This window comes from Alteromonas sp. ABD4_190, assembly GCF_056160105.1.
In genome coordinates this window covers 2,020,775-2,042,278 of the sequence record NZ_JBSWWN010000001.1, presented here as the reverse complement: position 1 = coordinate 2,042,278, position 21,504 = coordinate 2,020,775, and the positions used below count along the sequence as shown (strand labels likewise).

General features: G+C 44.3%; 11 protein-coding genes and 1 tRNA gene. 6 read left to right on the top strand and 6 right to left on the bottom strand.

Translation table 11 applies throughout. The annotated features are described in order from the left end of the window. Positions 1-108 precede the first annotated feature (108 nt). Positions 109-2,124, top strand: coding sequence for a DNA helicase Rep (gene rep / locus ACXAFM_RS08950; RefSeq protein ID WP_474834277.1), 2,016 nt, complete (start codon positions 109-111; stop codon positions 2,122-2,124). Positions 2,125-2,344: 220 nt separating this feature from the next. Here rep and ACXAFM_RS08945 read toward each other — a convergent pair whose 3' ends face one another. After that, positions 2,345-4,945, bottom strand: a complete 2,601-nt coding sequence (locus ACXAFM_RS08945; protein WP_474834275.1) for a sensor domain-containing phosphodiesterase — start codon at positions 4,943-4,945, stop codon at positions 2,345-2,347. A gap of 103 nt (positions 4,946-5,048) precedes the next feature. Continuing rightward, complete coding sequence (locus ACXAFM_RS08940; RefSeq protein ID WP_474828778.1) at positions 5,049-5,456, bottom strand: c-type cytochrome; 408 nt, start codon at positions 5,454-5,456, stop codon at positions 5,049-5,051. Between the two features lie 265 nt (positions 5,457-5,721). Here ACXAFM_RS08940 and ACXAFM_RS08935 point away from each other — a divergent pair. Beyond that, a tRNA-Arg gene (locus ACXAFM_RS08935) sits at positions 5,722-5,798 on the top strand. A gap of 334 nt (positions 5,799-6,132) precedes the next feature. Here ACXAFM_RS08935 and ACXAFM_RS08930 read toward each other — a convergent pair. The 4 genes from ACXAFM_RS08930 to ACXAFM_RS08915 all read right to left on the bottom strand — a co-directional run bounded on the left by ACXAFM_RS08930 (position 6,133) and on the right by ACXAFM_RS08915 (position 12,729). Continuing rightward, on the bottom strand, positions 6,133-8,163 hold the full coding sequence (locus ACXAFM_RS08930; RefSeq protein WP_474828776.1) for a multiheme c-type cytochrome: 2,031 nt from the start codon (positions 8,161-8,163) through the stop codon (positions 6,133-6,135). Between the two features lie 564 nt (positions 8,164-8,727). After that, positions 8,728-9,585 (bottom strand): helix-turn-helix domain-containing protein, encoded by an 858-nt coding sequence (locus tag ACXAFM_RS08925; RefSeq protein ID WP_474828774.1) that lies wholly within the window; start codon positions 9,583-9,585, stop codon positions 8,728-8,730. Positions 9,586-9,659: 74 nt separating this feature from the next. Beyond that, positions 9,660-11,057 (bottom strand): sugar porter family MFS transporter, encoded by a 1,398-nt coding sequence (locus tag ACXAFM_RS08920; RefSeq protein ID WP_474828772.1) that lies wholly within the window; start codon positions 11,055-11,057, stop codon positions 9,660-9,662. A gap of 10 nt (positions 11,058-11,067) precedes the next feature. Next, on the bottom strand, positions 11,068-12,729 hold the full coding sequence (locus ACXAFM_RS08915) for a sulfatase family protein (RefSeq protein ID WP_474834273.1): 1,662 nt from the start codon (positions 12,727-12,729) through the stop codon (positions 11,068-11,070). 592 nt (positions 12,730-13,321) lie between these two features. Here ACXAFM_RS08915 and ACXAFM_RS08910 point away from each other — a divergent pair. The 4 genes from ACXAFM_RS08910 (at position 13,322) to ACXAFM_RS08895 (ending at position 21,496) form a co-directional block, all read left to right on the top strand. Continuing rightward, positions 13,322-15,661: a TonB-dependent receptor gene (locus ACXAFM_RS08910; protein WP_474828768.1), complete on the top strand. Its 2,340-nt coding sequence runs from the start codon at positions 13,322-13,324 to the stop codon at positions 15,659-15,661. 241 nt (positions 15,662-15,902) lie between these two features. Continuing rightward, positions 15,903-18,194, top strand: a complete 2,292-nt coding sequence (locus ACXAFM_RS08905) for a beta-glucosidase (protein ID WP_474828766.1) — start codon at positions 15,903-15,905, stop codon at positions 18,192-18,194. Between the two features lie 11 nt (positions 18,195-18,205). Beyond that, positions 18,206-19,912 (top strand): sulfatase family protein, encoded by a 1,707-nt coding sequence (locus ACXAFM_RS08900; RefSeq protein WP_474834271.1) that lies wholly within the window; start codon positions 18,206-18,208, stop codon positions 19,910-19,912. 399 nt (positions 19,913-20,311) lie between these two features. Further along, the gene (locus ACXAFM_RS08895; protein ID WP_474834269.1) at positions 20,312-21,496 is read left to right on the top strand and encodes an MFS transporter; all 1,185 of its coding nucleotides are present in this window, start codon (positions 20,312-20,314) and stop codon (positions 21,494-21,496) included. Positions 21,497-21,504 lie beyond the last annotated feature (8 nt).

Below are 21,504 nucleotides of genomic sequence, written 5' to 3'. Positions count from 1 at the left end.
ATTCCCTTATAATGCGCAGCTCAAAATATGAAAGCTATTCTATCGGTATCGTCGCGACATGCAATGAAAACCGTGTTACGCCCAAACGTACGTTGTTTTAGGAATTAAATGAAACTAAATGAAGCTCAAGAATCTGCCGTAACCTATGTGTCTGGCCCATGTTTGGTGCTGGCCGGGGCGGGCAGTGGTAAAACCCGTGTAATTACCAACAAAATTGCTCATTTAGTTAGAAACTGCGATATGCCAGCACGCTATATTGCGGCGGTTACCTTCACCAACAAAGCAGCACGTGAAATGAAAGAGCGTGTGGCGCAAACCTTAGGTAAGCCAGAAGCCCGTGGGCTAAAAGTATCGACCTTCCACACCATGGGCTTAACCATTATTAAAGCCCATGTAAAAGACTTAGGCCTAAAGCCGGGCTTCTCGTTATTCGATGATAAAGACTCGTTTGCTCTGCTTAACGATTTAACGTCCGAAACACTCGATGGCGATAAAGAGCAGCTTCAGCTACTACAAAGCTGCATTTCGAACTGGAAAAACGACCTTATCTTGCCCGATGCCTTATTAAAGTCGGCAACCAGCACGGGCGAGCGAGAATTTGCAGAAGCCTACAAGCGCTACCAAGACAACCTAAAAGCCTACAACGCGCTAGACTTCGACGATCTAATTTTATTACCCACACTGCTTCTAAAAAGTAGCGAAGCAATTAGAGCCAAATGGCAGAGCAAAATTCGCTACCTGCTGGTGGATGAATACCAAGATACCAACACCAGTCAGTACGAGTTAGTAAAGTTATTAGTTGGTGAGCGCGCACGCTTTACTGTGGTTGGCGACGACGACCAGTCTATCTATTCATGGCGTGGCGCTAAGCCGCAAAACCTGCACCTATTACAACAGGACTTTCCGCGCTTAAACGTTATCAAACTGCAGCAAAATTACCGCTCGTCAGGCCGTATCCTGCATTGCGCGAATATACTTATTCAGAACAACCCGCACTTGTTCGATAAAACCCTCTTCTCAGAGCTGCAGTATGGCGAGCCGCTTAAAGTGATAGAGGCGAAGAACGAAGAGCATGAAGGGGAGCGGGTAGTGGCAGAACTGCTTGCGCACAAGTTCATGAATCGTACTCAGTTTAAAGACTACGCCATTTTGTATCGCGGGAATCACCAAAGTCGTATTTTTGAAAAGCTGCTAATGAGCAACCGCATTCCTTACAAAATTAGCGGCGGCATGTCGTTCTTTGGCCGTGCCGAAGTGAAAGATATCATGGCTTATTTACGATTACTGGTGAATCAGGACGACGATAACGCTTTGCTACGTATAATAAACACGCCAGGGCGCGGTATAGGCCGCGCTACGCTTGAAAAACTAGGTAACTTTGCCAATAGCTTGGGCGTATCTATGTTTGAAGCCGCAACCCACCCTAATTTAAACAGCGTGCTGCCCGACAAAGCTTTTCATTCGGTATCGACTTTTGCCCGCTGGGTAGTTGAGTTGTCGGACAATGCAGAGCGTGGCAACACCGCTGATGCAGTTCGCACCATGATCCGCACCATGGGCTACGAAGAGTGGCTGTATGAAACCAGCGCCAGCCCCAAAGCTGCTGAAATGGCCATGGCTAACGTAAGTACCCTATTCGGTTGGGTGAACGATATGCTTGAAGGTAACGACCTAGACCAACCTATGACCTTAACCGAGGTAGTGAACCGCTTAATACTGCGCGACATGATGGAGCGCGGCGAAGACGACGGGGAAGGGGACCAGGTACAGTTAATGACACTGCATGCTTCGAAAGGTTTGGAATTTCCCATTGTGTTCTTAGTGGGTATGGAAGAGGGCTTATTGCCACACCAAAGCAGCATTGACGAAGATAACGTAGAAGAAGAGCGCCGACTTGCCTACGTAGGTATTACCCGTGCCCAGCGCGAGCTGATTTTTAGCCTCGCTAAAGAGCGCCGACAGTTTGGTGAAGTGATAAACCCTGAGCCAAGCCGCTTTTTATTCGAGCTACCGCCCGATGACGTTCAGTGGGAAAACCAAAAGCCAAAGGCAACGAAAGAAGAGCGCCAGCAAAAAGCACAGGTGGGTATTGCTAACCTAAGAGGTATCTTAGGTAAAAAGTAGTCGGTAAGTATTTAGCTGAGTTAGCTTTATCACTGCAGGCTGGTTGTAAAAACCGCAGTGAAAAATTTCCTGGTCAGATGTCTTGGGCATACCTTGTTGAGCAAGCATCAGCTGAAAGCGGGTAGTTAGCCTACAAAAGTTACAGATCGCGCGGCTCGGATCTTACACCACCCATTTGTTTTTTATTATAAGGCCTTTTATCGTAAGTGAGTGCTCACTTTTAGCCGGCTAGCAGTGCCATATCAAGCACTTTTGCGTGCTTCAATATCTTGCCCTGGCCATATGAACATTCAATTTCACTAAGGGCATCAAGCTGTGCCTGAGAATCTACACCTTCTGCAATTACTTGGAACTTCAAATGCTCAGAAATAAGCATGACTGATTGAATTAGCTTTAAATTACGCTGAGAACGCGGGAGTGATTTTACAAATCTGTGGTCAATCTTAATGAAGTCGAAGGGGTAGGCAAACAGATAACTTAGCGAGGCTAAGCCGCTACCAAAGTTATCAAGAACAAGGGTTACGCCAGCCCGTTTAAGTTTTTTAATTGCCGGTAAGATAAACTGCGAACGGCGGTTTAAGTCATTTTCATCAAACTCAAACACTAGCTGGCTCGGCGTAATGTTAGACGTTGCAATCACATCTATCATTTGATTAACCATAGAGGCCTGCAGTAAATGATTAATCGATACATTAACTGCTATTTTGTTGATAGGCTCATCGGTATCTTTATAGTGATTTAGTAGCTCGCAGGCTTTGTTCAACTGGAATAAATCGAGATCTAGGGTAAGACCGCTGTGTTCCGCCACTTGTCTGAACTGCTCGCGGGCTATTTTGCCGTAGGCCGGGTGAGACCAGCGAATATACATTTCTTTGTACAGCGTACTGTTATTATTTAAATCAATTACTGGCTGCAAAAAGTAATCAAACTCTTCTTCACGCAGCGCACGCCGGAACTCGTTTTCTAGCTCAAGTTCTTCTATTAGCCTGTCGCGCATGCTCTTATCAAACATGACAAAGCGACCCCGCCCAAGCGTTTTAGCCTGGTACATGGCGGCGTCGGCGTCGCGCAATACTTCATCTGCGCTGCGATAATAGGTTTCTAAGTGCGCAATACCCACGCTGGCGCCGGAATACATTTCGCGGCCATCCAGTAAAAATGGCTCTGAAATAGATGAAATGATACGGCTGGCTACTTCTTCGACATCCGCTTCGTCTTCGAAGTTATCCAATAGAACTACAAACTCATCTCCCCCTAAGCGGGCTAATAAGTCGTGGCCACGAATACACAACTCAATACGTCTGGCTACTTCAATTAAGAATTCATCGCCGGCATGATGACCTAGCGTGTCGTTAATAACTTTAAAGCGGTCTAAGTCGATAAATAAAACCGCGAATAAGTTATCGCTGTAACGCTGTTTACTGGCAATGGCTAGTTCTAACCGGCTAGTGAACATAGCGCGGTTGGGTAAATCGGTTAACGAGTCGTGGTGGGCGTCGTGAATTAACTTAAGCTCAATTTCTTTGCGCTCTTCAATTTGCTGTTTAAGAAACTTGTTCGCACGATTAAGCTCTGCGGTACGCTCTTTTACGCGCTCCTCAAGCTCAATGTTATAGCGCTGCATCGACTCGGTGTTGCGCTTTCGTTCGATGGCTACAGCAATATGATGCGAAACAAAGCGCAGAAGCTCTTGGTCGCGGGCATTGTATTTTGCCAGTTTACCGTAGGTTTGAACCGCGATAACCCCGGCAATTTCGCCTTCAACGACAAGTGGCGAGCCTAGCCATGAGTTTGCGCTATTCAACATCGTTTGCGCCAACGAAACGTCAATTTCCCCTGACTCTGCAAGCTCCAGTACCCTTGGCGGGTTGATTAGCTCTGTCTGCCCAGTACGCAATACAAACTCTGTTAGCCCCAATCCAAGGGGCCTGGCGTTAATTTCACTTTGTTTGGTATCGCTAAAGTAAGGGAACTCTAACAAGTCCTCTTCTTTATTGTGAATGGCGATGTAGCAGTTTGGTGCACTAATTAGCCTTGCCAAAATCTCATGCAAACTGGAATAAAACGCATCCATATCGCCTTCAAGATTAGCGGCCAGCTCAGAAATCTCGAAAAGTGCTTGTTGCAACGACTCTACTTTTTGGCGCTCAAGAATTTCTTCCTGTAGGTCATCGTTAATTTTTCGCAGTTGTCGGGTTCTTTCGCGGATGGTGCGCTCGGTGAGCTCTCTATTTTTTACCCTATCTACTGTTGTCACAATATGCTGGGAGACAAAAAGTAGAACTTCTAAATCTTCTTGGCTGTAGTGCACGCCTTCATCGTAAGTTTGCACTACCATTGCTCCAATCACCTGACTACCGCGTTTTAGGGGAACGCCCAGTAGTTCAAATGGTTGGGAACCGACTAGCTTAATGTCGTAATCAGAGGCGAAGGTTTCTTCTTCGTTGCGCTTATAAAAAAGGTGGTTGCCGGTTTTGAGAATATAACCCGTCATACCGTCCATCAAAGATTCAGCGGGAAGCTGAGGAACAGTTTGCTCGTCGAACTCATCAACAAAATAGGCAAAGTCGACAATGTGGGTTTCTGGTTCGTAAAAGGCAACAAAGAAGTTGTCTGCATTCATGAAATCGGCAATGATTTCATGAATGGCGGAGTAAAGGCGATTTAGGTGGCTTACAGAACTGGCAAGTTCAGAAATATCAAAAAGCGCCTTCTGAACACGTTCAGCGCGCTTATATTTGTCGGTAAGTTGTTGAAGCTGCGGTATAAGTTCGCGCAGCTCTTCTTCCGTCAACTCATGTTGCGTCGAATCTTGTGACATTCCGCTCGCCAGTAAAAAAGTAACGTTTCCCCAATAGGCTAAACTACCCGATCAGCGGGTAAAACGCTACGTTTTCAATCAAATTGTTGCTATTTATCAGGTACTAAATACCTTCAATCATGTACTCAATAGCGGCTTTAATTTCGTCATCAGAACAGTTGCCACAGGTACCACGAGGAGGCATAGCATTAATACCGTTCAGCGCGTTTTGCCATACACCATCAAGACCGCGCTCGTCCAAACGAGGCTGCCAATCAGCTGCATTTTGAAGCTTAGGAGCACCTAAAACGCCCGCTGCGTGACACGCAACGCATGCAGAGTTATAAACGTCTTCGCCTGACTTCGCGCCGCCCGCTGCGCCTGCACTACCTTCAGCTGCTGCACCTGCAACGTGTACTTGACCTACCGGCTTAATGCGATCGGCAATTTCATCGTTACTCATTTCTTGTGCTTGTGCTGCAAATACAGTTAGCGCAGTAGCAGCAACAGTTAACCAAGTCTTTAATTTCACATCTGTCTCCAGGCAATGATGAATTTGTTTAAAATATAACTGGCCAGATTATAACGGTTAATTGGGGTTGAACAACTATTTGAAGCCAATTACCCATAAAAAGTAAGGATTTTTAACACTGATGCCAAGCCAACTAAAGAGATTTTAATAAATGAGTTGAAGCCAGCCCGTGGCGTCAGTATTATTACGCCCCGTTTGCTACATACGTTTAGCCACGTAGTTCATTACAGTAAACGCTCGGTGATTATCTCACTGGTACTACAAACCGCCCTTAGCTCAGCTGGATAGAGCGCGGCCCTCCGGAGGCCGAGGTCAGAGGTTCGAATCCTCTAGGGCGGGCCATTACCCTCTTTTTTGCCCTTTGCTATTTTTGGTCACAAGTAATTCAAAAGTGGCCTTTGAACAGATTGTGACCAATTATTGTCTGGCGTCGGCGGCCCGCGAACTCAACTCCAAAGTGCACCACTCGCTAAATTAGGCCGCCTTGCGCTATTCGTCGAATACCGCGACTGGTTGCTTAAAGCCGAGATACTTTCACGGTCATAGCATCGTCATTATATGCAAGTGTCTGACGCTTGATACCGCCATCCATATCTTCAATATCACCTAACTTTTCAGACATTTCAGTTTTTATCCTAAAAGTGGTTTAACAAACAGTTACGTAATTCTCGCGCATCTACGGGCGCTGAATTTTCTCAAGTTCTTTTCTAAAGTATGTAAATTCATCGTTGAGCCCCATCTTTTGGGATAAAGTCAATCCGAGTTGTAGCACTTCATAACGACCTTCAACGCGTGGATTCTGTATTTTTAACAACTCAATAGCTCGTCGCGTTTTGCCAGCTTTGTCTAGCGCTAACGACAAAATGTATAGATAGTTACTGTTTGTTGGCTCGATATCGGTGGCAGTGGTAAGGTGTTCTATTGCAGTGTTTAAATCTTGGCTGCGTATTAAGCGCATTCCTTCTGCGTAATGCATTAACGATGAGTGTCGATTAGCATTTATACCTTTTTTAAGCGTTGCTGCCTCTAAAGTATTATCCTCTAAAGAACGGTATAAATTTGCTAGGTTTATATAATTGGGTTCAAAAAAGGGGTCTCGGGATATACCAGCTTCAAGAAAATCTCTTGTTCTCTTAAAGTTACCTTGATTTGCTTGTATAAGACTAGCGTTTAAGTTTCCTTCACCCCGCCAGAGGCTCTGTTGAGAGGCTTCGTATAACTCGTCTAATACAGTTGCGGGAATAAGTGCTACTTTTCCCGAAGCAATGAGCTGTTCAGCAGCCGAGACCCTAATCGCTTTATATTCATCTGCTAAAAGCGCTTTTAGAAGCTCGACGCGTCTGTGTTTATCGACAAGAAATGAAATATCGGAAAATGCTAGACGAACTAGCGGGCTCTCGTCATTGGCCAGCATTTTGGCATACTTATACGCTAGATTTTGAACTGAAGCGGGAAGCAGTGAAACGACAGTCGCTCGTTTTATATCAGGCAGTGCTTTGTTTTTTGCTAAGGAAAAGTGACTATTGGGTGTCAAGGTGTCGCCACTTAGCAATACCATATATTGCATTTCAGCAGGGTGTGAAGGCGCTGACGGGCCATGCCACTCGTCGATTTTGTCTTGCGCCCATCGCGGGCCTTTGTCTTCGTGGCAGCTATTACAGGCGTTAGGCGTGCCAAATTTTTCAGTAAGGTGCGGTGCTGGGACCTTGAAACTATGATCTCTTCGTTTATCAACGCCCATGTAAGTATTCGTAGGCATATGACAATTTACACATTGTGAGCCCTGGCTATCGGGTTCGTGCTTATGATGCTTGATGTCATTGTATGCTGATGCTTGGTGGCACTGTAAACATAATCCATTTCCTTCGACTTTCACTTTCGCAGTATGAGGGTTATGACAGTCGTTACAGTTCACGCCGGCCTCAAACATTTTGCTCTGTAAAAATGAGCCATAAACGTAGACTTCACCCTGTATCTGACCATCTAAATGATATTGAGGCGTCGTCAACAAAGCAGGCTTGAATTGCGATAAGAACGGTTCGGATGGCGTAATACCGTCGGTGAGTGGGGTGCGAAGTGAATGACATGCAAAACAGCGCTCCATGAAGCTATTATCGCGTTCAGGACCTTCCCACGTGGCTATCTTTTTGCCTTTGCCTAACAGCCAGTTGCCAATATCTTGCTGTTCGCTCTCAGAAAGAACCGAGTGAGTAGAGCCGTTACCAGCATAATGATTGTCGTCAACGTAACCATGGCATGATTGACAAGAAACGTTAATTTCATTCCACACAGTACTAAAAGTGTCTTTTTCATCATCATAGTTTCTCTTTAATCCTGATGAGTGGCAGTCCGCACACATACCATTCCAGTTTTGCAAAGGTTGAAGCCAATGCAGCCTATCCTGCCTGCTTATCTCCTCGTCGGGATATATGGGGTACCACTTTTGACCGCCACTCGACTTATCTCTTGAGTCCCATGCAAATGGAAAGACCTGCATTTTCCCCCGTCCAGTTTTGATGAGATATTCCTGAAGAGGGAAGTGACCGAACACATAGCTGACTTCGTAATCTATTGGCTCAGTTTTATCTTCTTGAAACTTTACAAAGAACTTGTTTTCTTTTTTAAAGAATGTGGCTTTTTGATTGAAGTGTGTAAACGTCGTGTCATTGAAATCGCCTAGAACCGTGCTTTCTGAGGCAATAGCCATTGCTTTACTGTGGTCAGACTCGAGCCAACCGTTTAACTCCTTCTCATGACAAGCACCACACTGGTGCGCCTCGTTCGCAAAAGAGTTGAACGAAATACCAATAAGAGTGAGTAAAAAGCACAGTCGTAACATTAATTAAGAAAGCCAAAAGTAACAAAAAACAATCATAAAATATCACGGTAGAGGTACGGTCGCTAACGTTCGATTAACTTTCACTTTCTTGTTAAGTATGTAAAGCGCGAAATGAAGTAAATTAAAAAACAAAAGAGAATACGATTTAACTTAATATGTTTTTTAACGACAGATAAAGATGGTATTTCTGGTTTGAGATTCAACTTTATTCAAGAGTAGTTATGAAAGTTACCTTTTAGCATGGCTACTTAATTAAAAGTGTCAATTAACTAATCATAAATGGCGTTTTAGATGTTTGGCAGGTGTGACTTAGAATCTGCTCGATCAGGCAGTACTTACTGGGAAAACCAATCAATAGGCCTGTTTAATTTCGCAAAGTCGCCTCCTCCGGAGGCCGAGGTCAGAGGTTCGAATCCTCTAGGGCGGGCCATTTTATTTGTGGTTTTTGCGGAAACTAGAAGGTGTATAGTGAGTCGCTTTCTTAAAAAATTTAGTGAAATGAGCTTGGTCTTGAAAACCCAGACGCTCTGCTATGGCAGAGATGTTGATATTCGAAAAAATCAAAAGCCTTTTCGCCTCATCTAATAAGTACCTGTAAATCAATTCTGAAGCGCTCGATTGAGAATACTGCCTGCAAATTACATTAAGATGAGCGCTACTTACTCCTATCTTATTCGCGTACCATTTCACTTTGTGTTGTTCGCATCCATACTTCTTAATTAGCATCTCGTAAAAGCGGACTTTGTGTTCAGATCTAGACGGCTTAATCACAGGTTGACTTGTTGATGGCTCAACCCTACCGAGGATAATTAAAAGTTGTTGAAGTAATGCTATTGTCATCGCCCCGCTACAAGCGAAGACGTTCCGGGCTTCGTCTTCCAGCTTTTGGCACAAATAGACGATATCATGTATGTACTTTCCGTCTAAATTCCCTATCAATGCATCGTCAATGAAACCCAAGGAATCTACATTCTGTGCTATTTGTTTTACCACGGGTGAAACAACAGATAATACATGCCCTTTCGACCCCACCTCCCAATCAAATCCATGAACAACATTTTCAGGTATAAAAAGCGCGCAGGGAGCGGTCACTATCGTATTTCTGTCATCGAGTTGAACTCTGCAACCGCCGGTCGTGATAACAAAAATTTGGCAAAGCGCCTTGTGACGATGAGGTAGTACCTTCCACCCGTGTAGCTGACTACGAACGGTCAGTGCTTCGCCATGAAAGAAAGCTTCGAACTCGTCAAAGCTATTCTCTACATAGAGCTCGAGATTTTTAGCGGTCAATTTTGACCTCCGTCGTGAACCATTTCCCTGCTTGACGAGAGTTGATGACAATAGCGTCACTTTTGGTGTTGCTGTTACATTGCTTCAAGTGATTTGCCTTTCGTCTCTTTCACGAACTTCACGACAAAGAAAATAGATAAAAATGCAGCAAGCGCGTAAAGACTATAAGCACCAACCAAACCAATTGCTAAAAGCAATATTGGGAAGGTTATTGTAATGAGGAAGTTGGCGCTCCACTGTGCAAGGCCACTTATAGCTAAACCAGACCCCCTTACTTGATTAGGAAACATTTCACCTAACATTACCCACATCACGGGCCCCCACGATAAGTTAAAGAAGAAAACGTAAACATTAGCCGCCACTAGAGCGAGTGTTCCCATATGACCCGGCAGCTGAAGCTGTCCTTCTATAAATTGTCCGCTTTGAAATGCGATAACCATTAACGCTAGTGCTGTTGCCATACCGACAGAGCCGACAGTGAGTATGGGCTTTCGGCCCCATTTATCGATCAAGGTAATGGTAATAATACAAGCAAAGATACTTAGCCCTGCACTGAGTATATTTATTAGTAATGCATCTGACTCTGTAAACCCAACGGCTTGCCACAATACGGCACCGTAATAAAACACCACATTTATACCAACAAGCTGTTGTAAAACGGCTAGACCAATACCTACCCACACAACGGGCCTAACTTTGTTCGTTGATGTGTCGAAAATGTCTCGCATTGAAGGCTTATGATCAGCTTGCAGCGAGTCAGATATTTCGTGGTATATAAGATTGGCCTGCTGTTCTCCAAAAAGCGCACTTAACACGCTTTTGGCTTTTTCTTGTTTTCCAGAGAAAACTAAATATCTTGGGCTTTCTGGTATAAAGAACAGTGCGAAAAAAAACAAACTTGCTGGGGCAAGTTCTACCCAAAACATCCAACGCCAGGCTTCAAATTCTGCCCACAATATGCCAGTTGATTTGCCTGCCGATAGCGCCAATGCATAGTTGCTAACAAATGCCGAGAAGAGACCAGTAATAATGGCAACTTGTTGAATAGTCGCCAAAGCGCCCCTGTATCTAGCTGGTGCAATTTCTGCAATATAAGCCGGTGACATGACGGAAGCTGCCCCTACAGCTATCCCTCCAAGTACGCGGTATATAACAAATTCAATCGAGCTACTAGCGAGCCCCGAGCCTAATGCTGAGATAATAAAAAAAACTGCTGCGACAATCAGCAGGCTTTTCCTACCAAAAATATCTGCTAATTTCCCCGCAAAAAAAGCGCCAATGGCACAACCTAATAGCATTGATGCAACGTTAAAACCTGTGCCTACATCATCGGCATTAAACGCCGATTGCAGTCCGTCGATGGTCCCATTAATCACGCCACTGTCGAAACCAAATAAAAAACCGCCAATAGTCGCTACCAAGCTGACAAGAATAATAGTGAATCGGTTTTCGTTAGTGTTTGCTTGTTGCACAAACTTTCTCCTAGTTGTTTTTATTCAGACTTTCCATGAAGGGAAAGTAAAGCTCACCTTTTCTTTCCTTTTCTATCTTCAAAGGAGTATCAGGGAATAAGCCGTTGTATTTATCAAATCTATTAGGTTCTACTTTCCACCAATCGGGAAAGGGAGCAGCTTCTGAACCCTCTTTTTTGCGTAAGTTCAACCCCTCTGAAAGGCGAGCGTTGAAAGGAACCGAAGGCTTTGCACCTGTTGCTGGAAATAAAGATTGATAAAGCGCTTTGCGAAGAGGAAGCAGCTTTTCTGCGTAATCAGGGTGGCGAATTAAGTTTTTTCGCTCATCGGGGTCAGTACTTAAATCATACAGTTCTTCTATGTCCCAAACGCCGTGGTACTGAATGTATTTAAGGTCGCCTCGTCGTATTGAGAATGTGGTTGGGGTCATAGGAAATGAATATTCCCAGTAATACTCGTACACAAAGTCTGGGGCATTCCACTCTTCTTCCTTTACTGCACCAGTGGCAACGGGTAAGAAGCTTTTCCCTTCGAAGTGACTTGGTGCCGCTATACCAGCAAGGTCTAGAAATGTTGGGGCTAAATCAAGGTTTCGCACTAATGTATGGTTGCTCTCTCCTTCAGGAAGTAGACCGGGAGCACTTATAACAAGCGGTACCTTTATAGAGCTTTCATAAGCATTTCTCTTATCAATTAGGCCGTGTTCCCCAATCATAAAGCCGTTATCGCTGTAGAAAACAACCATAGTATTATCAAAGAGGTTTTTCTTTTTCAGATAGCTAATAATTTCGCCTAAACCATCGTCTACCGCTGACAACGTAGCGTAATAATTTTTTAAGTAGTCACGCATTCTTCTGTCACTGGCATAGAAAAATTCGGCGCCATGCCAGCTATTTCTTTGATTGTGAACCCACATAGGCTTGTTTTTAGCATCTTCTTTTGTCACCTTTGCGCTTTCAGGCAATGTAAATTCGACATCCTTGTACTGGTCCTTGTGGCGAGCGGCAGGCGTTGCATCTGAATGCACTGCTTTATGGCTTAGATAAAGTAAAAATGGCTGTGTTTGGTCGATATCGTTATCTAGCCACTCAAGTGCATAGTCGGTTAACTCATCTGTGATATAGCCTTTTTGATCAACGTGAACACCATCCACATTTAGCTGGTTTACAATCCCTTTGTTGCGTAATGGTGGAGGTACCCGGTCTTGCGGATAATAGGTGCCCTGACCGGTGAAACTTACCCATTTATCGAAGCCTTTACGGGGCATATCTGAGTGAGACCCCATATGCCATTTCCCAAAAAAGCCCGTTTGGTAGCCCGCGTCTTGTAAATACTGAGGGAAAAAGGTTAACCCTTCTTCGCTAGAATTATTATTATCAACGATCTTATGATTGCGAGTAGACATGCCTGTCAAAATTGATGCACGGCTAGGTGAGCACAAAGACGAAGTCACCAATGCATTTGTGAAGTGCACGCCGGTTGATGCCAAATCATCAATATTGGGGGTTTGGAGCGTAGGCTGAATGAAGCCCATCCCGTCATATCGAAGATCATCAACTAATACAAATACAATGTTTCGCTTCTGGCTATGCTCGCTTTCAGTTGCCGAGGCCTGATCAATAAGAGTAAGTACACTGCAAACCGTGATAAAAACCTTCAATGTGCGCTTCAATTTATGCTCTCCAAAAAAAGTGCGCCGCCTTAGCGGCTCACACTATTGCGAAACTTCACAGTCGTCTGATGGTTCAAGCAAAATGTAATGTGATCATGTCGAGGTGAAGTAAGATATGGAAAAGTAATGCGTGCCCCAATCAAGCGCTGAACTACCTGTAGCGAATGTAACCTACAGCGTGAATTTCATCGCTGGTCATGAAACAAATTACTTTTAACATTTCAGTAACTACCGATCCTAGGAAAAGCCGCGATAAGGTAAAAATCGAAATTACAGATACTAAATATCTCTATACTCGATAGACGCTGTTGCCGTTATTTTTTTCGATGTTTACTCGGCTCAATAAAGGAACGAAGTCCACGGGTTTAGCTGCGTTTAGAGCTTAGGTGTTAAACGTTTTGCTAAGTATCATAGTTTGCGATAGGTGGGTATCACGAAATCGGAGTGTTCAAACGTTTCTATTTGGTTAAATTCTTGTAAACCGTTGGGTGGCTAGATTCAAAGACCGCTTTGTGAAACTAGCTAGCACATAACGCACTTTAATGACGCGGCACAAATAACACTCTCGAATGACTACTGAGAAGAGGGACACATGAAAAGCACATCAAAATTTAAACAATCAGCGCTGGTAACCCTTATAGCAGCTGTTTTTGCTCAATCAGCCGTTGCGCAGAACGCTGAAACCGAAGCCAAAGACTCTGAAGGCTTTGAAGTAATTATGGTTAAAGCACAGCGTACTTCGCAAGATATTCAGAAAGTACCGGTAAGTGTACAAACATTATCTTCTGACGATTTACAAAAACAAAGCATCAATGAAATCACTCAACTTTCAACGCTGGCGCCTACATTACAACTAGGGCAAGACAACACCTTTGCCATTCGCGGTATTGGCACTCAAGTGTTTGCAGAAACCATTGACCCGAGTGTGGCGTTGGCAATTGACGGCGTAAGCTTAGGGCGAAATGCGCTTGCTGGCCAACCATTCAACGACATTGCCTCTGTTGAAGTGCTTAACGGTCCTCAAGGCTTGTTATTTGGTAAAAACGCATCCGCAGGTTTGGTAAACATTACAACAAGAAGGCCTGAGTTTGATGAATTCTCAGGTAATGTCTCATTAGAATATAACTACAGAGATACCACGCCCACTGATGCCAAAGGGCACATTATCCGAGGGACGGTAAATGTTCCTGTTTCAGATAATTCAGCGCTTCGTGTAAATCTGCTCAAATCGTCTCAAGATCCGCTTATCGAAAACGTGTTTCCTAATGACGATGTAAGAACAGACTTAGGTCAGGATAAATCGGGGATTAAAGTTAAGTACCTTTATGAAGATGGCCCCTTTTCTTTATACGCGATTGCCGATTATAACGAAAACGAAGGCACGGCTGAGCGCTACAGCCGAACCTATCGAACCGTAGATCCAAACAGTGAGTTATTGGACTTTTTTGAGCCAGACAATATTGTTCCAGGCCCTGAAAATATGACCAACAATTCAGATGGTGCAATGTTTAGCGACGTAGAGACAGGTGGAGCGCAAGTTGAGTTGGCGTATGAGTTTGATAGCGGTATAGAGCTCATTAATATTGCTGCGTGGCGTTACTTTGAAAGCGATACTAATTTGCACAATGACTTTGCATCTAGAAGAGACATTGTTGATAACCCAAATACCAACGACTACGAGCAATATTCAAACGAAGTGCGACTCGTATTCCCAAAAAATGACGATTATTCAGGGCAGGTTGGACTTTTCTACTTTAATTCTACCTCTGGTATGACCAACAGCTTAGACGTTGAAGGCCCTCCTCCATTTGTTGCAGTTGGGTTCCCATTTTGCGTTGGCGCAGAGATTTCTGGACCGCCGCCAGAATGCCCGTATAGCAATGACGTTTTCTTAGGGAACGACAGCGATACTGAGCTAAAACAGGAAAGCTATGCTGTTTTTGGTCAGTTCGATTTTTACTTGACCGATAAATTTACGGCAGTCGCAGGTGCTCGCGTTACGCAAGACGATATTTCAACAGACGTTTTACAAATGCAGCGTAATTACTTTGTAGGGATAGGTGGCCCGCGTGGTCGATTCCAAGAATCAGTCGATAATACCAACGTCAGTTGGAAGCTGGGCGCTAACTATGAGTACACCAATAAGGTCATGCTGTACGCATCGATTGGGCAAGGCTATAAAGCACCTGGATTTAATACAGATAACCAAGGTAACCCTGATATTCCATTTGCAGTTGAAGATGAAATATCGACCACGTTCGAGGCCGGTGTAAAGAGCAGACTGCTAGATAACAAGGTTATCTTGAACGTGTCTGTGTTTAACACTGATTTTGATAACTACCAAGCGCAGTCGTTTAATCTAGACGCTCAAGCGTTCATTATTCAAAATGCGGCAAGCGTAACGTCCCGAGGTGCTGAAATTTCATTAAAGGCCATGGCAACTGAAAACCTCACGCTCCAATGGGACACGTCATTACTAGACGCAACGTTTGATAGTTTTGAAGGTGCATCGTGTACGCCGGATTCTGAAGTTTGTGGTCCTGACGATGCGTTTTTTGATGCCTCGGGTTACACGCTTCCAATGGCACCTGATATTACTTCAACGCTGCAAGCAAACTATGAACAAGAGTTGACCGAAAACATGTACGGCTTTGTGAATGCAAACGTATACTATCGCTCGGAAACGTCTTATGGCATTGGTTCGCCTCAGAGAGAACTTGATGCAATAACAACCTTAAATTTGAGTGCCGGTATCTCTACCTACGATGGCTTAAACGTCTCTGTTTTCTGCAATAACTGTACTGATGAAAAATATCCAGTTTCTATTGGTTTTGACGCAGGTGAAAACAATGCCGGGTTAGCCTCAACCGTACAGACATGGGGACTTAACTCAATGCGTACCATTGGTATAAGAGTATCTCAAGAGTTCTAATCAACTAAAGCGCTAGGCCTGCGCCTAGCGCACTTTTCACTCATTAAAGACCCAAAAAATTCGATATCCTGTAACTATCGTTTTTAACGATAGTTATATATCCAAATTATCAACTATTTCTCACTTTGTGATTCTTTTAGCATAATTTGTTAATTTTGTTTTAAAATTTTTCGACGATGTTGCGATTTACATGGCCTGGCAAACAGGGCAAAAGCGCGCATACTGCATGGAAAAAATTCATATGAAGTTTATAAAAAGATGCTCTGTTTTGATGGTTTTTCTCTCCGTACCCACTTTTTCTTCAGCTAATACGTCAGACGAGCTTAAACTTGGCAACGCGCCAGTGGAAGACATTGTTAAAGCAATGACGCTAGATGAAAAGGTAATGCTTGTTCGAGGAACGGGTATGGCCATGGAAACCGGTGGGCCGCAAGTCGGTGTAACTAAAGATAAAGTGCCTGGCGCCGCAGGAACAACGTATGCGATTGAGCGACTAGGTATTCCTTCCATCGTTTTTGCCGACGGACCTGCAGGTTTGCGTATCTCGCCCACTAGAGATGACCATGAAGCAACCTTTTACGCCACTGCTTTTCCTATCGCCACCTTAATCGGTTCAAGCTGGAACCTTCCTCTTGTTCAAAAATTTGGGCAAGCCGTAGGTAATGAGGCCAAAGCGTACGGCATTGATGTGATGCTAGCGCCTGCATTGAATATACACCGGCATGCAATGGGAGGGCGGAACTTTGAGTATTTTTCTGAAGATCCCGTTATAAGTGGAATGATGTCTGCTGCGTATGTTGAAGGCCTGCAATACCAGGGGGTAGGTGCAACGCTAAAGCACTTTGTTGCTAACAACCACGAATGGAATCGTGATCAAATTGATGTAGAAGTGGATGAAAAAACGTTTAGGGAAATCTATTTAAAAGGGTTTGAAATTGCCATAAAAGAGAGCGCACCATGGGCGTTAATGTCTTCGTACAATAAAGTAAATGGCGAATATACATCAGAAAGCAGTGCTATTTTAACGGACACCCTTCGTCACCAGTGGGGGTTCGACGGCATTGTGATGACGGATTGGTTTGGTGGCGATAATCCCGTAAAGCAAATGTCGGCGGGCAACGATTTACTGATGCCTGGTATGGATCATCAAAATGCTATCATCAAAGGTGCCGTTGAAAACGGTGCACTAGAAGAGTCTGTTTTAGATCGTAACGTTAGCAATATTTTGAATCTAATTGTCAAAACCCACTCGTTTAAGAAAAGCACGATCACCAACAACCCCCCCCTTCAAGAACATGCCAAACTCGCTCGCGAAATCGCTACAGAAGGGATGGTACTGCTTAAAAATGAACACCAGGCACTACCTTTACAGGCTGGTGCTTCAGTTGCGTTGCTTGGTAATAGTTCGTATCAAACAGCGATTGGCGGCACTGGCAGTGGCGATGTTCATGAAGCTTACAGTATTTCAATAGCGCAAGGGCTTAAGAACGCAGGAATACATTTAAGCGAGGAATTATCATTACGTTACGATAAACACATTGCAACTGAAACTGCCAATTTGCCTGTATCCCACCATCCTTTAGCGGACATGATGCCAAGCCCTGCACTAGGTGAATTAGACATATCAACAACAATGGCTGAAGCGCTTGCACAAACCCACGATGTTGCCATCTTTACTTTAGGTCGCAATTCAGGAGAGTTCGTAGATAGAGAGCGTGAAGACTTTTATCTTACAGAACATGAACAGGCTCTTTTGACTGAGCTATCACGCGCTTTCTCGGCCAAAAACAAACCTTTTATCGTTCTTTTAAATGTTGGCGGTGTAATCGAGACGCAGAGCTGGAAAGAAAAAGCTGACGCCATATTGCTTACTCATCTACCTGGACAAGAAGCGGGTAATGCTGTGGCTGATATACTTACTGGTGAAGTAAGCCCGTCAGGCAAGCTTGCATCAACATGGCCACTTAAGCTTGAAGATTATCCATCAGATAAAGGCTTTCCTGGTTTTATCACCGATAAAGAAGCAGAACCAAATGGCATAACCGGCTCTCAACCATCTAAAGTTGTTTATCAAGAGGGGACACGAGTAGGCTACAGGTACTTTGATGGAGCGAACGAAGCGGTAGCATTTCCTTTTGGCTTTGGCCTGTCATACGCTAACTTTAGCTATCAAAACGTGTCTTTAAGCAGTACGTCTTTTTCAGATGAGGTGAAAGTTAAGGTAACGGTTACTAATACCGGGGAGGTGCCAGCCAAAGACGTCGTTCAGCTTTATATTGGTGCACCACAAGGCCCACAATCCTTAATTAAAAAGCAGTTGAAGCATTTCGCTAAAACATCGCTGTTAGCGCCCAAGGCGTCAGAAGATGTAGTGTTTACCTTAACCGCAGAAGATCTCATGTCGTTCAATACAGAAAAGAACGCTTGGTACGCCGAGGCCGGGTTGTATGACGTGCATCTTGCTTCTTCATCTAAAAACATTTTCTCAACCCAGCCCCTTGAGTTGAAAAGCCCCATTTACCAGCCGCTTTAAAGGAGATTGCGATGTTAAGAAAACTTATAGCGATAGCATTATTAGCGGCGAATACGTCACAGGTAATGAGCGCTGAATTTAATGAGCAACGAGACAGCGAAAAGCCGAATATCGTTCTTGTTGTGGCAGAAGATTTAAGCGCGCGTATTGGTGCCTATGGTGACGACGTTGCGCGTACGCCAAATTTAGACAGCTTGGCTAACGAAGGCGTAATGTTCAACAATGTGTATACCATGGCTGGTGTTTGCGCACCATCTAGAGCGGGGCTTATCACTGGTGCTCCGCCACACAGAGTAGGCCTTCAGCATATGCGTACTGCAGACAGAGAGTATTTTGGTGTTCCGCCTGCACAGGTCAAAGCCTATCCTGAAATTCTTCGTAAAAATGGCTACTTTACTTACAACGATATCAAGACCGACTACCAATTTGCCAAAGGTGCCGTTGGCGTGGGGCCTTTTACTATTTGGAGTGCTAACGGAAATGTTCGCAACCCTGAAGACTCGCTAGTGCCTTCGGCATGGAGAACACATGACCTGCAGGGTAAACCGTTTTTCCTAAACTTAAACCCTTTTATTACACACGAGTCAGCGCTGTTTATACCAGAAAATACGCCACCTCATTTACAGCAAATGAACCAAATTAGTGAAGGGATCCGCGCAAACTACCAATTCAGTACACCCGACTTAGATAAAATTACGGTGCCTCCTTATTTAGTCGATACAAAAGAAACGCGGCAGGAAATCGCGAGGTTTTATGAGAATATCGAGGTGATGGACCAACAAGTTGGGGCTGTCATCGAGAATTTGAAGAAAGATAAACTGTGGGACAACACCATCTTTATATTTACCACCGACCATGGTGATGCGTTGCCTCGCAGTAAGCGCGAAGGGTTAGTATCAGGTATCAAAGTGCCAATGATTATGCACATTCCTGAAAAATATAAACCTGATTGGATGCCAGGAAGTGGCCAAACGATAGACAGATTAGTGTCTTTTGAAGACATAGCGCCAACCCTGTTGGGTTTTGCAGGCATCGAAAGGTTACCCTATATGCAGGGGGTTGATTTGTCTGATGACGCACCGGTCAAACGGCACTATATTTTTGCTGACCGTGCCAGAATGGACTCTGTCGATCTTCGCTCTTACTATGTGTTAGACGAAAAATATCAGTACGTACGCAACTACGCTACCCAACCAAATGGCGCTGAAATTAAATTCAGAAACGTACTCTCATCAGTTAAAGCGTTGAACAATGCTAAAGCGAGCAACACGCTCACAGCTCAGCAGAAAAAATGGTTCGACAGCAAGGCGCCTGAAGAGCTCTATGATTTATCAAAAGATGCAGATCAACTTGTTAACTTAGCGAGCAATCCGGATTACGCGCATGTTCTGTCGCGTTTCAGAGAGCAGCTGGATAACTGGCGTAATCTTGGTAGTGATTACAACTTGATTGACGAAAGCGTATTAATTCAAGATAGCGGAAATCGTCATGACGCGCAGCAAACAACCCTTCCTGCCGTTGCCGAGATTGATGAGATCACAGGTAAAGTTTTCATAGCCCCTAGAACAGAAGGTGCATCCATAGGCTATAGCTATGACAACAAAGTATGGCAAGTTTATGATAAAAGCTTTGTACCAGATAGTGCGCACAATAAGCTTTTCATCAAAGCGGTACGCTATGGCTGGGCAGAAAGTGAAGTTACAACATTAATGTACTAGCCACCACTAGGCTGGCTCTGCAAGGCAGCGCCAGCGCCTTCAAAGGGATCTCTCTGTAAAAAAATCTGCTACAGCCTTCTAATCCGGCTGTAGCTATTTTTGTAATCTTTCAATACCTAACTATTTGCTACCTCTTATTCCTGAAGACATTTGCCTTGCAATAAAAAGTAAATCTAGCTAGCGGCGGGTCGGAGAGAGAACGCATAGCTTAGACCAGCACGCATCAGTGAAAAGCTCACTCATGAATATGTCACAAGGGCCTTTTATGAGCGCATACGGTAAGTATCGCCATTGCCAATACCTGTATATCGAGGCGAACAATTATCCTTCGAATCCTATGCAAATTACTATCAAGTGAGATAAGCGGTAGAGACAATAAAAACCAGAAGGGGTACTTGTATGACTGCTTTAGATAAACAAGGCGTAGCGGCGTCTAAACATGGTGTGATTTTAGTTTTAGCAGCCATCATGCCCACTATGGCAATCATTTCTTTAGTACCGGTTTTGCCGCTATTTATGAAAGAATTTGCCTATATAGAAGGCGCTGAATTTCTAGTACCAATGGCAATGACAATCCCCGCGCTTTGTGTAGCACTGTTCTCTCCCATAGCCGGATGGCTATCCGATAGAGTTGGCCGAAAGCCAGTGTTGCTTACCGCGCTAATCATCTATGCATTCATTGGACTTGCACCCTTCTTCCTCACTAATTTGTTCCATATTATTTTATCTCGCGTGGTGTTAGGTATGGCAGAGGCTGCCATTATGACGGTCGCAACAGCACTCATTGCAGATTACTACACGGGTAAAGCACGTCAGCGATGGGTAACAATACAAATTGCCAGTGTCAGTATTAGTGCAATAGTACTTATTGCCTTTGGCGGTATTTTAGGAGAGCTGTTAGGCTCAAGAGGCCCTTTCTTATTGTATATTCTCGCTCTACCCATAGCCCTCTTAGTCCACCGGGTTTTGTTTGAACCTTCCGCGTCTTCTAAAGATACCGCATCCGGCGTTAGAACGCCGTGGCGCGACATTCTTCCTATACTTATAACAACGTTATTTGTTGGTGTAATCTTCTATACAATCATCGTTAAATTAGGAGAGATATTAGCGCTATCAGCCGAGGTGTCACCAGGTGTCATTGGGGGGATTGGTGCCGCTGCAAATATCGGTGTTGCGCTAGGGTCTATCGCATTTAAAAAAGCCAAAGGGTTAACTGGCCCAGCGCTTATAGCTGGTGGTCTAATACTAGCTACCCTGGGCTATGTGGGCGCGGCGGTTTCCACGTCGTTGGTTATGACTTCTGTATCTGTGGTGATAGCTTGCTTGGGCTTTGGCTTGTTACTACCCACCACACTCAACTGGGTATTGAAAGTGCTACCAGTAAATGTTCGCGGAAAAGGCACTGGACTGTGGACTGGCGCATTTTTCCTTGGGCAATTTAGTGCGCCAATTCTGGTTACCTTACTTCAGGTAGAGTTTGGTGGTCTGTATAACGTATTGATGCTATTTGCGGCGTTAGCGTTTTTGGCCGCGCTACTAGCGCTTGCAAAAACAAAGCATGCGCAGCCGCTTGTTGCAAAATAGCCGATAAT

Bases quoted from the DNA above. Each gene is read 5' to 3' on its own strand.
- rep (WP_474834277.1), top strand. From the start codon at position 109: ATGAAACTAAATGAAGCTCAAGAATCTGCCGTAACCTATGTGTCTGGC.
- ACXAFM_RS08945 (WP_474834275.1), bottom strand. From the start codon at position 4,945: ATGTCACAAGATTCGACGCAACATGAGTTGACGGAAGAAGAGCTGCGC.
- ACXAFM_RS08930 (WP_474828776.1), bottom strand. From the start codon at position 8,163: ATGGCTATTGCCTCAGAAAGCACGGTTCTAGGCGATTTCAATGACACG.
- ACXAFM_RS08910 (WP_474828768.1), top strand. From the start codon at position 13,322: ATGAAAAGCACATCAAAATTTAAACAATCAGCGCTGGTAACCCTTATA.
- ACXAFM_RS08905 (WP_474828766.1), top strand. From the start codon at position 15,903: ATGAAGTTTATAAAAAGATGCTCTGTTTTGATGGTTTTTCTCTCCGTA.
- ACXAFM_RS08900 (WP_474834271.1), top strand. From the start codon at position 18,206: ATGTTAAGAAAACTTATAGCGATAGCATTATTAGCGGCGAATACGTCA.
- ACXAFM_RS08895 (WP_474834269.1), top strand. From the start codon at position 20,312: ATGACTGCTTTAGATAAACAAGGCGTAGCGGCGTCTAAACATGGTGTG.